The 13259-nt window shown below is 55.0% G+C and carries 9 protein-coding genes; 3 read left to right on the top strand and 6 right to left on the bottom strand.

The annotated features are described in order from the left end of the window. Positions 1 to 138 precede the first annotated feature (138 nt). Positions 139 to 471: an iron-sulfur cluster insertion protein ErpA gene (gene erpA, locus ACQQ2Q_RS07960; RefSeq protein WP_428186533.1), complete on the top strand. Its 333-nt coding sequence runs from the start codon at positions 139 to 141 to the stop codon at positions 469 to 471. 61 nt (positions 472 to 532) lie between these two features. Here erpA and ACQQ2Q_RS07955 read toward each other — a convergent pair whose 3' ends face one another. Then, positions 533 to 1903, bottom strand: a complete 1371-nt coding sequence (locus tag ACQQ2Q_RS07955) for a uracil-xanthine permease family protein (RefSeq protein ID WP_428186532.1) — start codon at positions 1901 to 1903, stop codon at positions 533 to 535. Between the two features lie 246 nt (positions 1904 to 2149). Here ACQQ2Q_RS07955 and xth point away from each other — a divergent pair, with 246 nt between their 5' ends. Both xth and ACQQ2Q_RS07945 read left to right on the top strand, forming a co-directional pair. Beyond that, positions 2150 to 2941, top strand: coding sequence for an exodeoxyribonuclease III (xth, locus tag ACQQ2Q_RS07950; RefSeq protein ID WP_428186531.1), 792 nt, complete (start codon positions 2150 to 2152; stop codon positions 2939 to 2941). A 212-nt stretch (positions 2942 to 3153) separates the two neighbouring features. Further along, positions 3154 to 3780 (top strand): hypothetical protein, encoded by a 627-nt coding sequence (locus ACQQ2Q_RS07945; RefSeq protein WP_428186530.1) that lies wholly within the window; start codon positions 3154 to 3156, stop codon positions 3778 to 3780. Positions 3781 to 3821: 41 nt separating this feature from the next. Here the strand turns inward: ACQQ2Q_RS07945 and exoR are convergent, their stop codons facing one another. The 5 genes from exoR to ACQQ2Q_RS07920 all read right to left on the bottom strand — a co-directional run bounded on the left by exoR (position 3822) and on the right by ACQQ2Q_RS07920 (position 11537). Next, complete coding sequence (gene exoR, locus ACQQ2Q_RS07940; protein WP_428186529.1) at positions 3822 to 4613, bottom strand: exopolysaccharide production regulator ExoR; 792 nt, start codon at positions 4611 to 4613, stop codon at positions 3822 to 3824. Positions 4614 to 5157: 544 nt separating this feature from the next. Beyond that, complete coding sequence (locus tag ACQQ2Q_RS07935) at positions 5158 to 6333, bottom strand: OmpP1/FadL family transporter (RefSeq protein ID WP_428186528.1); 1176 nt, start codon at positions 6331 to 6333, stop codon at positions 5158 to 5160. A 363-nt stretch (positions 6334 to 6696) separates the two neighbouring features. Next, on the bottom strand, positions 6697 to 9624 hold the full coding sequence (locus ACQQ2Q_RS07930) for a valine--tRNA ligase (RefSeq protein WP_428186527.1): 2928 nt from the start codon (positions 9622 to 9624) through the stop codon (positions 6697 to 6699). Between the two features lie 119 nt (positions 9625 to 9743). Beyond that, positions 9744 to 10586: a PopZ family protein gene (locus ACQQ2Q_RS07925; protein WP_428186526.1), complete on the bottom strand. Its 843-nt coding sequence runs from the start codon at positions 10584 to 10586 to the stop codon at positions 9744 to 9746. Between the two features lie 300 nt (positions 10587 to 10886). Continuing rightward, positions 10887 to 11537 carry a protein-L-isoaspartate O-methyltransferase family protein gene (locus tag ACQQ2Q_RS07920; protein ID WP_428186783.1) on the bottom strand — a complete coding sequence of 217 codons (651 nt, stop codon included), beginning with the start codon at positions 11535 to 11537 and terminating at the stop codon, positions 10887 to 10889. Positions 11538 to 13259: the final 1722 nt, after the last annotated feature.

The raw sequence follows: 13259 nt of genomic DNA, 5'->3' as shown, positions 1-13259 counted from the left end.
TCGGCGAAGTTTCCTTGCTCGACGCATCAATTCGAACCCTGAGCCCAAGGCAGGCTTTCTGCCACCCGCTCCTGTCGTTTGCCTGATGGCGTGGAAAACCCAGGAGATTTCGCGATCAAGCCATAGGCCGGAGGCATCATGAGCGAACCGAATGTGACCCTTTCCGAGGCCGCTGCGAAGCGTATCGCGGCTGTGATTGCGGGCGAATCAGGCAAGCAGGCGCTGCGCGTGTCTGTCGAAGGTGGCGGCTGCTCGGGCTTTTCCTACAAATTTGATCTGGCCGATGCGGCCGAAGACGACGATATCGTTCTCGAAAAAAGCGGCGCCACCGTTCTGATCGATCCAGTCTCGCTGGTCTATATGGCCGGCTCCGAGATCGATTTCGTCGACAATCTTCTGGGCCAGTCTTTCCAGATCAACAATCCGAATGCTGTCGCAAGCTGCGGCTGTGGCACAAGCTTTGCCATTTAGGGCGCGGCGACTTGTCCATCTTGAGGCGGCGGGTCAAAGGCCCGCCGCTTTTTTTTGAGGTTCAGGCAGGTTCCGTCGTTGCCGCACCGGCCTTTTCCGGAATGATGAGCGACAGGATGATCGCCGAGAGGCCACTCAACGTGATCGGGGTGGCAAAGACCTTCTGGATCAGATCCGGCATCTGCTTCATGGCGTCGGGCACGAGCGTAACGCCGAGGCCCAGACCAAACGAGATTGCCATGATGTAGATCTTGCGATGGTCGATCTCCTGCGAGGCCAGAATGCGGATACCGGCCACGGCAATGGACCCGAACAAGACCAGTGTCGCGCCCCCCAGAACGGCCTTCGGGATGAGCATGAAAACACCGCCGATGATGGGGAAAAAGCCCAATACAACCAGAATTCCGGCGATATAGAGCCCGACATGGCGGCTTGCCACACCGGTCATCTGGATCACGCCGTTGTTCTGGCTGAAGGTGGTGTTGGGAAAGGTGTTGAAGATTGCGGCCAGACCGGAATTGATGCCGTCTGCCAGCACGCCGCCCTTGATCCGCTGCATGTAGACCTCGCCCTCGACCGGCTCGCCTGAGATCACCGAATTCGCCGTCAGGTCGCCCGTCGTCTCGATGGCGGTGATCAGATAGACGAAGGCGATCGGAATGAAGAGCGTGATGTCGAAGGAAAATCCGTATTTGAACGGCATCGGCAGCGCGAAGATCGGCTGGGTGCCGAGGATCGAGAAATTCACCTTACCCAAAACTGCAGCGACGATCAGGCCGGCGATCAGTCCGAGCATGATGGCCGAAATCCGCAGCATCGGATTTTTCTGGAAGGTGAAAAAGACAATCACGGCGACGACGATCAGACCCAGCATCAGATTGACGGGTGCGCCAAAGCTTTCCCCTGCTCCGACACCCCCGGCAAAATCGGTAAAACCGACCTTCACAAGGCTGAGGCCGATCACGGTGATGACGATGCCGGTCACGGTCGGGGTGATGATGCGATCCATCTTGTCGATGAACTGGCTGAGGATCACTTCAACCAGGCAACCGACCAGGCAAAGACCGAAGATCATCGCCAGGATGTCTTCGGGCGTTCCCCCTTGCGCCTTGACGCCGAAACCTGCGGCAAGAACAGCGCCCAAAAAGGCGAAGCTGGTTCCCTGCAGGCTGAGCAGACCGGAGCCCACCGGTCCGATGCGACGGCACTGGATAAAGGTTGCAACACCCGACACGAACATCGACATGGCGATGAGGTAGGGCACGTGCTCGCCTAGCCCCAGAACGCCGCCGATCACGAGTGTCGGCGTGACGATGCCAACGATGCTGGCAAGAATGTGCTGGAACGCGGCCAGAAATGCTGGGCCGGGCGGCGGAGTATCATTCAAGTTATAAATAAGTCCGGGTCTTTTCGGCTCAATTGCGTCTGTCATTGTACTGTCCCCTTTTGCTCTTTTATGCTGCGAAGGCCTCCCCAAACGCTCGCAGATCTTCAATAGAGCCACAACCGTTGTGCGATGCAATCGCAAATTGGAACAGCCGCCGGAATTCCAGATGCGACCCGGCAGCTTTATCGTTGGGGGCTCGGCACAAAACGGGTTTCCTCGCGGCCACGGCTCCTCTAATAGTTGGCACGGCTGCATCGGACTTTGCTTGAGGGCCAGCCGAAAGGATCCCGTATGAAAATCGCCACCTGGAACATCAACGGCGTCAAGGCACGCATTGGCAATCTGTGCCAGTGGCTGGAACAATCGGCTCCCGACATCGCCTGCCTGCAAGAGATTAAATCCCAGGACGAGGGATTTCCGCGCATGGAGATCGAAGCACTCGGCTATCATGTGGAGACCCACGGCCAGAAGGGCTTCAACGGCGTCGCTCTGCTGTCGAAGATGAAACCTGATGAGGTCAATCGCGGTCTTCCAGGCGATGACAGCGATGAGCAGGCCCGTTTTATCGAAGGCGTATTTTCAGTCCAAGGCGGGGTCTTGCGCGTCTGCTCGCTTTACCTGCCCAATGGCAACCCGCCCGACGATCCGGTCAAATATCCCTACAAACTTGCCTGGATGGCCAGGTTGCAGAGCTTTGCCGAAAGCCGCCTTGCGCTTGAAGAACCTTTCATTCTGGCGGGTGACTACAATGTCATTCCAGAACCCTTCGATTGCTTTGATCCGAAGGTCTGGGAAGGCGATGCGCTGTTCCTGCCAAAGACCCGCAATGCATTTCGCCAACTTGAAAATCTTGGTCTCACAGATGCGGTTCGGGCAACCGATGACGAGAGCAAGCTTTACAGCTTCTGGGACTATCAGGCCGGTGCCTGGCCAAAGAACAACGGAATCCGCATCGATCACCTGATGCTGTCACCGGAAGCAGCAGACAGACTGACGGCGACCGAGATCGAAAAACACGTGCGCAGCTGGGAAAAGCCATCCGACCACGTGCCCGTCTGCGGCTGGTTCGATTTCGCGGCCTGACCGACCGCTTCCCATATATCTGTCTTGCTGACCGGCTTCTGGAAATCTGACGGGGGCCGAACGCATGCATGTGCGTGAACGCCGCAAGTTCCAGGCAATGATCGCTTCCTAGCCTTCAAACGCGCGGAGACTCGTCGCTCCCGCCGACGAAAGGCGCTTTTTTCAAGCCAATCCGTCGGTCCGAATTGTTTTGGAAAGAGGGTATTTGAAGCATGAATGCGATATCGACCGTCCAGACAACGGCTTCCAGCGTAATGTTGAGGAACATCCGCGAAACAGGTGATCAACAGGCAGGCGATGCTGCTGCTGCTGCCGCATATAATGGCGGGCTGAATGATCGGGCAACCTATTACAGCCGCAGTCTGATCAACAGCCTGAGCGAGGCCGCGACGCTTTACGATACCAGCCTTCGCGAAGCGGCGAAGAAAGAGGAAACGGTGTCATCCGACATCCGGACGGCATCCTTCATGGCGGGCCTGAAGACCAAGCTGCAAGACATGGCAGAGACCGATCAGGGATCGGGCAATCTCGGCGCCGATATGCTGGAGGCATTGGCGGACGGATCCTTGACGGTCACCGATGCCGAAATCGGCGTGACCATCACTGCGTGGGATGTGTCCGACCCGGAAGAACGGCTGACTCGCCGCAAACCCGGAGACACATTCGCACGTGAAAGCTGGACTTCATTCTTGAGAACGCATCTCAAGCGCGGCAGTGACGCAACTTTTGAGCAGACGGAGACAGGCGCCTATATTGATGTTGCGAATGGTGGAAACGCATACTTCGGACGTGTCGGCGATCACAACGTCTATCTGAACTGGCCCTCGGCAATGACCTGACGAGGGCCTTTGCGCACCCGTTCAGACCAAAGCCGATGATTTTACTGCGGACGTCCAAGCTGTGGTGCAAGGGCCACGGCAACACGACGATCATCTTCCGTCGCGATGGAAAAGGCCTGTTCCTGAAGATCCTGCATCCATTGGCAGTCTGAAGGGCGACACCGGTCAAGCGCGGCGGTCATGAATGCCAAGCCCTGTGCGGTCTGGCCTTCCTGGAAAAGGACGTTTCCGAAAACCGACATGGCGCCCGCGTGGCCGCTCTTGCGTGCCAGGTTGAGCCACTTCTTGGCTTGTTTCGGATTGGCTTTGCCGCCCTCACCTGCCAGCAGCATGCGTGCCAACTGGAACTGGGCTTCGGCGACACCAAAAGTCGAGGCGACCTGAAAATAAAGCTGACGGGCCTGTGTCAGATCCGCGGACACCTGAGTGCCGGGAATGCCAACGCGGTAGTAGCCGGCAAGCGACAAAAGAGCATTGACGAAAAATCCGGTATCGGAGGATCCAGGTTCGATGCCCTGATTTGCGATCTCCGAATAGATCTTGAAGGCCTCAAAATCGTTCTTCACCACACCGTCGCCGTCGGCATACATGTTGGCCAAGGCCCAACGCGAGCCCGTGTGACCCTTTTCTGCGGCATAGCGATAGGCCTCGATCGCATCCTTCTTCTGGCCAGCCTTGTAGGCCTTGAAGCCGAACTTGAAGAGGTCGAACGGGCCCGATTCCTTGCTGACGCCTGAATTGATATCGAACGCCAAGGCGGCGGGGGCGGCCAGAAGGCCGGCAACCAGCGCAACCGCTGTGCGTTTCGCAAATCTATACTCGGTATTCGCCATGGTCCTGTTATTCATCCATCCCAATGCGGACATCAACTGCGCTCGTGGATGAGGCGCAATCGCATTCTCCATCCACGAAAACTCTAGACGCGAAACCGTGAACAACCAGTTCATCAAGCAACCCGTCACACATCATTTCGGGTCAGGATTTCGCAAGCAACTTAGCTGCTGAGCACAATTTAGGAGGCATTTCTGGCGAGACTGGGGCTTTGGCCCTCTGCCTGCCCGCCGTCTCTCCCATGAAAAGCCCGGCGTCTCTGTATACCCCTTGGAATGCGCTATATTTCCTGTCCAAACCAACTTCGTCTTCGAGGTCAATCATCGTTCCAAAACGATACTCTTCCTCGCAGGTCTATTCTGCTGCGCTTCCTTTGTGGCGGGAAATGGACAAATTAGGGTTCTGCATGATAGCGCAATGCTGATTGTCGGCGCGTTGCAGATTTGTCACAATTTCTGTGTGTGCAGCGGTCAGACGCATGACCAGGCAGAAGAAAGGCCCGGACGAACCGGGCCTTTCGAAATGCGCGTCAGAGATAAATTGGACTCAGAAGCTGATTTTGTACGAAGCGGAAAGTGCGTAGGCCCAATCGCCGTTTGCTGTCGCGTCGAAATCGGCTTCTTTGGCGACCGATTGGCTACCAGCTGTCAGATAGGAGATAGCTCCACCCAGTCTCAACGTTCCTGGGCCAGCCTTTATGTCGGCACCCGCAGATACCGTCCACGTATCGGTCTGAATATCTGCGCCCGTTCCGACGCCACGATCCCAAGTCAAGCTAGCAGCGCCAGACACTGTCTCGTTAAATTTGTGACCCAGACCACCTGTAATGGTCCAACCGTCTCGCCAGTAGAAGTTCTTCTTCAGATCACCCAATCCCACGATATTGTAGTCTAAGGTCTGAAGCACGCTCCAGTCGGTCCACTTGACCGATCCGAAAGCAAGCCAGTCAGGCGCAATTCCGCTTTGCAAGCTGAATTCCATCGACTGCGGCAGTTTACCAGTTCCACTTGCTGTCGTCGTGGCTGGCAAAGTTGGAACATAAGCCAGCAGTGTTGGAGAAGGTGTAAAAACACCCTCTGTTTTTTGCTCGACTTCTGAACGGTAAAGCAATTGCGCGCGCAGCGCATATTCCTTGATTTCATAGGCCGCACCGATGCGATACCCCAGTGCGCTATCGTCCTTAAGATTCAGCGTGCCGAAATCTTTGCTTTCCGTATAATCGAAAGACTGCGAAAAGATGCCGCCGATAACATATGCTTCCCCTCGACCCACTGCAAAATTCACAGCGCAGGTCCCAGCATATTCGTCGCTATCGAACCCGGCACTTTTTACCGCATTGCCCGTGGGGAATGCCCAATCAACAGACACAAGGTCTGCGGCACGATCAGCGGCTTGTGCCTGATTGCCATATTCGCTATCTGCGCCAAATGGCTGAGTATAGCTGAGCGCACATGAAAAATTATCAGAGAAACGGAACTTTGCGGCGACGGACGGTATCGTAAAATTCTCTGTGAAATCACCGTCTGTCCCGTTTGCGATTCCGATCGAATCATAACCTCTCTGTGGCGCTACATAGGTCGCGCCGCCTCGAACCACAAAAGTGCCATCCTCGTATAGGATATCGGTATCCGCTTCGCCGCGGGAAAAACCACCGGCGTTGGAAACCGCTGTGAATGCGCATGTTGCCAACAGGCATGCGACCGTCGTTTTGATGATTGTCATCGCCGTATATCTCCCCACTCCAGGACTCCATGTTTCAGAGCTTAGCGATGCGGCGACGAATAACAATCTTCCGCGTCGTGTTCACTCTGCACAGTTGGAGCTTAATTTTTTACGTAAAATCTCTCAATCAACAGGAAAATCGGGCGATAATAGAAAAAATCACGCCCTGCACGGATACAGATTTGGCCAGAGTAGAATATTTTCCTCATCTCTGACCCATGTGTCACAAAAAAAGCACGACACCAAAAATCGCTTGCCCGAACTTTGGGCAAACGCTGAAAGTCTGATCACCAGAGAATATCGAGAAGAAAACGGATCGGTGGCGCGACAGCTATGCGGCGCCACCGACTCTCGCTTGTCAGATCAACCCGCCTCAGCCACACGGGCAAGTGCGACCGCCAGACTGGCGCGCTGCTGCTGCAGTTCCAGACGACGCTCGCGTTCAGCTGCGACGACTTCCGGGTTGGCGTTGGCAACGAATTTCTCGTTGTTGAGCTTTCCGTCGATACGACCCATTTCCTGATCGACCTTGCCGATTGCCTTTTGCAGTCGTGCCGTTTCTGCTGCAACGTCAATCAGATTGCCGAGCGGCAAGCAGACGGTCGCCTCGCCGATGACGATCTGCGCCGAGCCACGCGGGGCTTCCGGCGCTTCCGAAATATTGTCAACACGCGCGAGGCGCTTGATAGCAGCCTCGTGACGGGCCAGACGCGCCTGGGTCACGCCATTGGCACCGACCACGACCAGTGGTGCGATCGCACCTGCCGGAACGTTCATTTCAGAACGGGCGGAGCGGATACCGGTCACCAGATCGATCAGCCAGTTGATATCGTCCGCAGCACCATTGTCGGAAAACTCAGGTGCCGGCCAGTCAGCGTGGCACAGAAGCTTGCCGCGGCTGGTGCCTTCTGCAGCGGTATGCGCCCACAGCTCTTCCGTGATAAAGGGCATGAAGGGGTGCAGCAACTTGTAGATCTCATCCAGAACATAAGAGACGCAGGCCTGCGCTTCCGTCTTTGCGGCTTCGTCATCACCTGCAAAGACCGGCTTCAGCAGTTCGAGATACCAGTCACAGACCTGGTTCCAGACGAAACGGTAGAGCGTGCTCGCGGCATCGTTGAACCGATAGCTCTCGATGGCCTCGGTCACTGCGTTTTCCGTGGCGGCGAGTTCTGTCAGTATCCAGCGATTGACGGCAAGCGTGGTTGCCTCGGGCAGAAAATGCGGATCGCTCCTGGCGCCATTCATTTCGGCAAACCGCGTGGCGTTCCAGAGTTTGGTGCCAAAATTGCGATAGCCGGCGATCCGGGCAGGATCGAGCTTCACGTCCCGCCCCTGCGCCGCCATGACCGCAAGCGTGAAGCGCAGTGCGTCCGCACCGTATTCGTCGATCAGTTCCAGAGGGTCGATGACGTTGCCCTTGGACTTCGACATTTTTTGACCGTTCTTGTCGCGCACCAGAGCATGGACATAGACCGTGATGAAAGGCTCAACCGGATTGCCGTCTTCGTCCTTCATGAAATGAAGGCCCATCATCATCATCCGGGCAACCCAGAAGAAGATGATATCGAAGCCCGTGACCAACACGCTGGTCGGATAATATTGTGCGACTTCCGGCGTCTTGTCGGGCCAGCCGAGCGTCGAGAAGGGCCAAAGCGCAGAAGAGAACCACGTGTCGAGCACATCTTCGTCGCGCGTGAGGATCGAACCGGGCTCGAAGTTCTCAAGACGCTCCTCAACCCAGGCCTTCCACGGCCCTTCGTGGGCGATGTAATGCTGGATGGCGGCGTCAAGCGCTTCTTCTTCGGTCTTTTCAACAAAGACCTGGCCGTCTGGACCATACCATGCCGGAATCTGATGACCCCACCAGAGCTGGCGAGAAATGCACCATGGCTCGATGTTCTCCATCCAATCGAAATAGGTCTTGTCCCAGTTCTTCGGCACGAAATTCGTGCGGCCTTCGCGAACACTGGCGATGGCAGGCTCTGCGAGCGTCTTTGCGTCTGCAAACCACTGGTCGGTCAGCATCGGCTCGATGACGACGCCTGAGCGATCGCCGAAGGGCTGCATGATCTTCTTCGATTCGACATAGGGAATGTCATTGCCTTCGTCATCCTTGACGGTGACGGCAAGGCCCTCGGCATTGATCGCATCGACAATGCGCTTGCGCGCCTCGTAGCGATCCAGCCCGCGATATTCTTCGGGTACCAGATTGATGTCGTCGACCTCTGCCTCCGTCGGCACTTTGCCGGACTTGGCGATGTCGAGCGCCTGGGCTGCATATACGGCATAGGGCTCACCGTCGTCGCGCATGGCGGCAGTCACATCCATCAGGCGGTAGAGCGGAATATTGTTGCGGCGTGCGACCTGATAGTCGTTGAAATCATGAGCGCCGGTGATCTTGACGGCACCTGACCCGAAATCCTTGTCCGGATATTCATCGGTGATGATCGGGATCAGGCGGCGGTGTTCCTTCGGCCCTACCGGAATTTCGCACAGCTTGCCGACAATCGGCGCATAGCGCTCATCTGACGGATGAACGGCAACCGCGCCATCGCCCAGCATGGTTTCCGGACGGGTGGTGGCAATTGAGATATAATCGCGTTCCTCAGACAGAATGACGTTCCCGTCTTCGTCCTTCTCGACATAGGTATAGGTCTCGCCGCCAGCCAACGGGTATTTGAAATGCCACATGTGGCCGTCGGCTTCCTTGTTCTCGACCTCGAGATCGGAAATCGCGGTTTCGAACTTGGGATCCCAGTTGACCAGCCGCTTGCCACGGTAGATGAGGCCCTCCTTGTAGAGGGTGACAAAAACTTCGAGAACCGCCTTCGACAGCCCCTCGTCCATGGTGAATCGTTCGCGCGACCAATCACAGGAGGCGCCGAGGCGCTTCAACTGGTTGAAGATCAGCCCGCCGGATTCGTCCTTCCACTCCCAAACCTTCTCGATGAACGCCTCGCGGCCCAGTTCACGACGGGTGGGTTGCTTGTTTTCCGCAAGCTTGCGCTCGACAACCATCTGGGTGGCAATGCCGGCATGGTCCATGCCGGGCTGCCACAAAACGTCCTTGCCGCGCATCCGCTCAAAGCGAACCATGATGTCCTGCAGAGTGTTGTTGAGCGCGTGGCCCATATGCAGGGAGCCGGTGACATTTGGTGGCGGGATCACGATCGTGAATGATTCAGCGTCCGGCTTGGCATTGGCGCCCGCCTTGAATGCATCGGCCTCATCCCAGGCCTTGGCAATCTTCGGTTCGACAGCAGCGGAATCATAGGTTTTATCGAGCATTTCGGAACAAACTTTCTTTCACGAGACCGTGGGCTTTAAAGCCGGACGACCTTGCAGTGTCAACAGCAAAGCCGCCCCGGCGGCCGGAGCGGCTGATTGTCTGCATGCAATACGGTTTCTTAACGACGCGGGCCGCGCGCCACGCGCTCGATCTCTTCTCGAACCAGACGCTCGACCAATGTTGGCAAATTGTCGTCCAGCCATTCCTTGAGCATCGGGCGCAGCAGTTCTTCTGCCATTTCGTCCAGCGAGCGACGCTGCTCTCCATCGACAGCTTTCGCCAGATCACCGAAGGACCTTGCGACATAGGCGCCGGTCTCGGCTGAGATCAAGGCATTTTCGCGTGTCGTTTCGTCGACCGACTTTGGCAGAGACAGGGCCTCATCAGCGGCATCGCGAATGGCGTTGCGAATTGGCTCTTCGACCATGGACGGGCGAAGCGGTGCCGTCATCAGCGGCGCTTCGGAGCCGCGCAAACCTGCAAGGCTGTGGCTCACATGGGCAGTTTGCGGCACTGCGGCAGGCGCCGCTGCCGGCTCTGGCCGACGCATTTGCGCCGGTGGCACCGATGAAGACGCAGATGCTGGAACGCCGGGCTCGGCGCGATCAGCCGCCGCGCGAACGCGGGCCGCCAGATCAGCAAGTGAAATATTCTTCGGCGGTTCGGCGTCATTTGCTGACGGTTGAGCGAAGGACTGACGGCTGGGCTCCGGTGTGTAATGCTGCATCTCTGCACGAGGACGCTCATCATTGGCGGCGAAAATGGCGGCGGTCGCCATGGTCTCATCCTCGATCGTCAATTCCGCTTCATCGCCGATATCGCCACCCTCATCTCCATAGGCGTTGGACATTGGAGAGGAGAAGTCGCGCGGAGCCTCCGGATCGTTGCTTTCGATGATCTTGCGGATCGATGCGAGGATCTCTTCCATGGACGGTTCACGCGCTACATTTGGCTGTGCCATTTTCATTCCCGTATTTTCGAGCTCAAAGCGACAGTCGCCGCCGACAACTGCGTCGCGAATCACCGTAGGATACCGCGTTGCAGAAAAAAATCACGCCGGAGAGTTTCTCCCGCGTGATACACAGATTTATGAAGTGATGGTTAAATCAGCTGCAGCTGCAGCTGCAGCATCAGGCACAAAGCAATAGCAGCGTACGACCAGCGCTCAGGCGATTGCCCCTGCCCCTTCGCCCGATCAGTTCCCATCAGCCGACATAACAGCATTAAGCGCTGCGCCGCGTGAAAGATGGGACAGCGTGATTCAGAAGACGAATTCAGCGGCCCGACGAAAGCCCGGAAGCGGCTTTAAGGCAGCGTTGAAATAGTCGCTCTTGGAATAGGCGTCCTGCGAGCGGACATGCACGATTGCACGTGCCGCATTGCCATAGCCGACGACGGCTATCAGCTTGCCGCCTTCCCGAAGCTGACCGATCAGGGCTTCCGGAACGTCTTCAATAGCGCCATTGACGAAAATGATGTCATAGGGCGCCTCGGCAGCGTAACCCGCTTCCAAAGGCCCGGTGACGACGGCAACATTGTCATAGCCGAGTTCAGACAGGGTCTGGGTTGCTTGCGCGGCCAGTTCCTCGTCGCTTTCAACCGTCACGACAGAACCGGACAGAAGCGAAAGAAGTGCTGCGGTGTAACCGCAGCCACAGCCGATTTCCAGGACGACGTCTTCCTTGCCGATATGGGCCAGCTGCAAAAGCTTGGCGAGTGGTGACGGCTCCATGATGTAGCGGCCCGGCGCAATCTCGAGGTCTTCATCGATATAGGCAAGCCGGACCTTGTCTGCCGGTACAAAGGATTCGCGCGGAACTGCGAGAAACGCCTCAAGCACCGAATGCGCGGTGACATCGGTTGTGCGTATCTGGTTTTCCACCATCTTGATGCGCGCCGCTTCGAAATCCATCATGTCGTTGAGTCCCATTCCAGCCTGTCTGCCTTCTCTGTCTCTTAAATCCCCCGCGCCCGGCTTTCAAGGCTCGGTTTTGATCGACGAGGAAAAAGCGGGGAGCCGATGGATTAGCAGCGTTCTATCAGGATTGAAGCTGTATTCCAACGAGATGACCCATGAGTGGCCTCGCCCGGAGCAGATTTATCTATAGAGATCAATTAGCTGGCGGGCTCATTGAACACACATCGCGATTATAAAAATTTCAATGAAATCAACGCGCCGTGCCACACCGCGCCACACTTTTTTTGCAGGCTCCATCAGCAAGAATAGGTCGGCCGCAGGATGCGCAAGAGCGCTCTAAAACATCTCCCATCATCCAATATTTTCAGCCTGCGGCGCTTTCAGCTTTGAAGCAGTGGACAGCTGCCGATGTGGCCCGCCATCACCTGGCTGCGGGCATGTTGCATGCAGATGCCGAGCGATACCCGCTTTGGCTGACAATTGCTCAAATCCTGCTGGAAAGGAGTCAAATCCGTTGAAATTCGGCAGGAAGCTGCGCCAAACCAAGGAATGCCTGGAAACAGGAACTGCCTATGTCAATCTAACGCTACAAAACCCATCTTGGGGATATCAGTATAATGAAGGGGTTGACTTTAAGCTTAAATCAAAACGGAATGTCTTCATATTCGTGTGTTTCATTCAGCGCCGATTAGATCAATGGGAAAATACATTTAAATTTTGAAACAATATCTATAAATAGGCCTATTCAGATGAAGAGACTTTTAATTTCATTATATAAATATACCTCACGAGAATATAAGGCCTACTTATTTATATCGTTAGCCCTCCCTTTTGTAACATTCATAGAAATAATATCTAAACCGTCCCAAAATAAATATATATTTCATCTAATAATATTTTGCATAGGAACATCCGTTTGTTTTTTTATGATTTTTACGATTGTAAAGTCAGCAATTAAAAAAATGAAACAAGATTTAGAAAATTAATATTACAATTTGAGTTGTAGCGTGCCGCACAACACCCCAACACGTCTTGCGATCTCCATCAGCATCAACACTTCGGCCGTGGTGCGGGCTAGAGCGCTCGAGAACATCTCCCCTACTCGAATATTTTTAGGCTACAGCGCTTTAAGCTTTGAAGCAGTGGACAGCTGCCGATGTGGTCCGCCATCAGTTGGCTATGGGCATGTCGCACGCAAATGCCGAGCGATACCCGCATTGGCTGACAACCGCTCAAATCCTGCTGGAAAGGAGTCAAATCCGTTGAAATTCGGCAGGAAGCTGCGCCAAACCAAGGAATGCCTGGAAACAGGAACTGCCTATGTCAATCTAACGCTACAAAACCCATCTTGGGGATATCAGGCGATTGAAAAGCCACCACATCTATCCGAACTAAATTCGATGAGATTTTGCTGAACCATCATACTTTCCCTTTATTTTTTTGCCGACCTAAATATTAGAGAAATAATTTCCTGTGAAAAAACTATATTTACTGATAGAATTACTCCGTACTGCAAAATTTGCAGCGCCTCACCCTCGCCGACCTTTGGCGTGATATAGAATATCCCCAAGGTTGCAATTGATATTGACATCCACATTAGCGTTTTTACTGCAAATATAAAACTGTAATCGTCCATTCGACAGAAATCTACTGTATAGTTTTTGTCACGAACCAGATAAACAACCATTATAAAACACGCTATAAATATAGCGTGCT

The sequence above is a fragment of the Agrobacterium sp. ES01 genome, from assembly GCF_050320885.1.
Taxonomy (GTDB): Bacteria; Pseudomonadota; Alphaproteobacteria; order Rhizobiales; family Rhizobiaceae; genus Allorhizobium.
This window is presented reverse-complemented; position numbering and strand designations above follow the sequence as displayed.

What these genes read in the sequence shown, in the direction of transcription:
- erpA (WP_428186533.1), top strand. Translation starts at nt 139, where the DNA reads ATGAGCGAACCGAATGTGACCCTTTCCGAGGCCGCTGCGAAGCGTATC.
- ACQQ2Q_RS07955 (WP_428186532.1), bottom strand. Translation starts at nt 1,903, where the DNA reads ATGACAGACGCAATTGAGCCGAAAAGACCCGGACTTATTTATAACTTG.
- xth (WP_428186531.1), top strand. Translation starts at nt 2,150, where the DNA reads ATGAAAATCGCCACCTGGAACATCAACGGCGTCAAGGCACGCATTGGC.
- ACQQ2Q_RS07945 (WP_428186530.1), top strand. Translation starts at nt 3,154, where the DNA reads ATGAATGCGATATCGACCGTCCAGACAACGGCTTCCAGCGTAATGTTG.
- exoR (WP_428186529.1), bottom strand. Translation starts at nt 4,613, where the DNA reads ATGGCGAATACCGAGTATAGATTTGCGAAACGCACAGCGGTTGCGCTG.
- ACQQ2Q_RS07935 (WP_428186528.1), bottom strand. Translation starts at nt 6,333, where the DNA reads ATGACAATCATCAAAACGACGGTCGCATGCCTGTTGGCAACATGCGCA.
- ACQQ2Q_RS07930 (WP_428186527.1), bottom strand. Translation starts at nt 9,624, where the DNA reads ATGCTCGATAAAACCTATGATTCCGCTGCTGTCGAACCGAAGATTGCC.
- ACQQ2Q_RS07925 (WP_428186526.1), bottom strand. Translation starts at nt 10,586, where the DNA reads ATGGCACAGCCAAATGTAGCGCGTGAACCGTCCATGGAAGAGATCCTC.
- ACQQ2Q_RS07920 (WP_428186783.1), bottom strand. Translation starts at nt 11,537, where the DNA reads ATGGATTTCGAAGCGGCGCGCATCAAGATGGTGGAAAACCAGATACGC.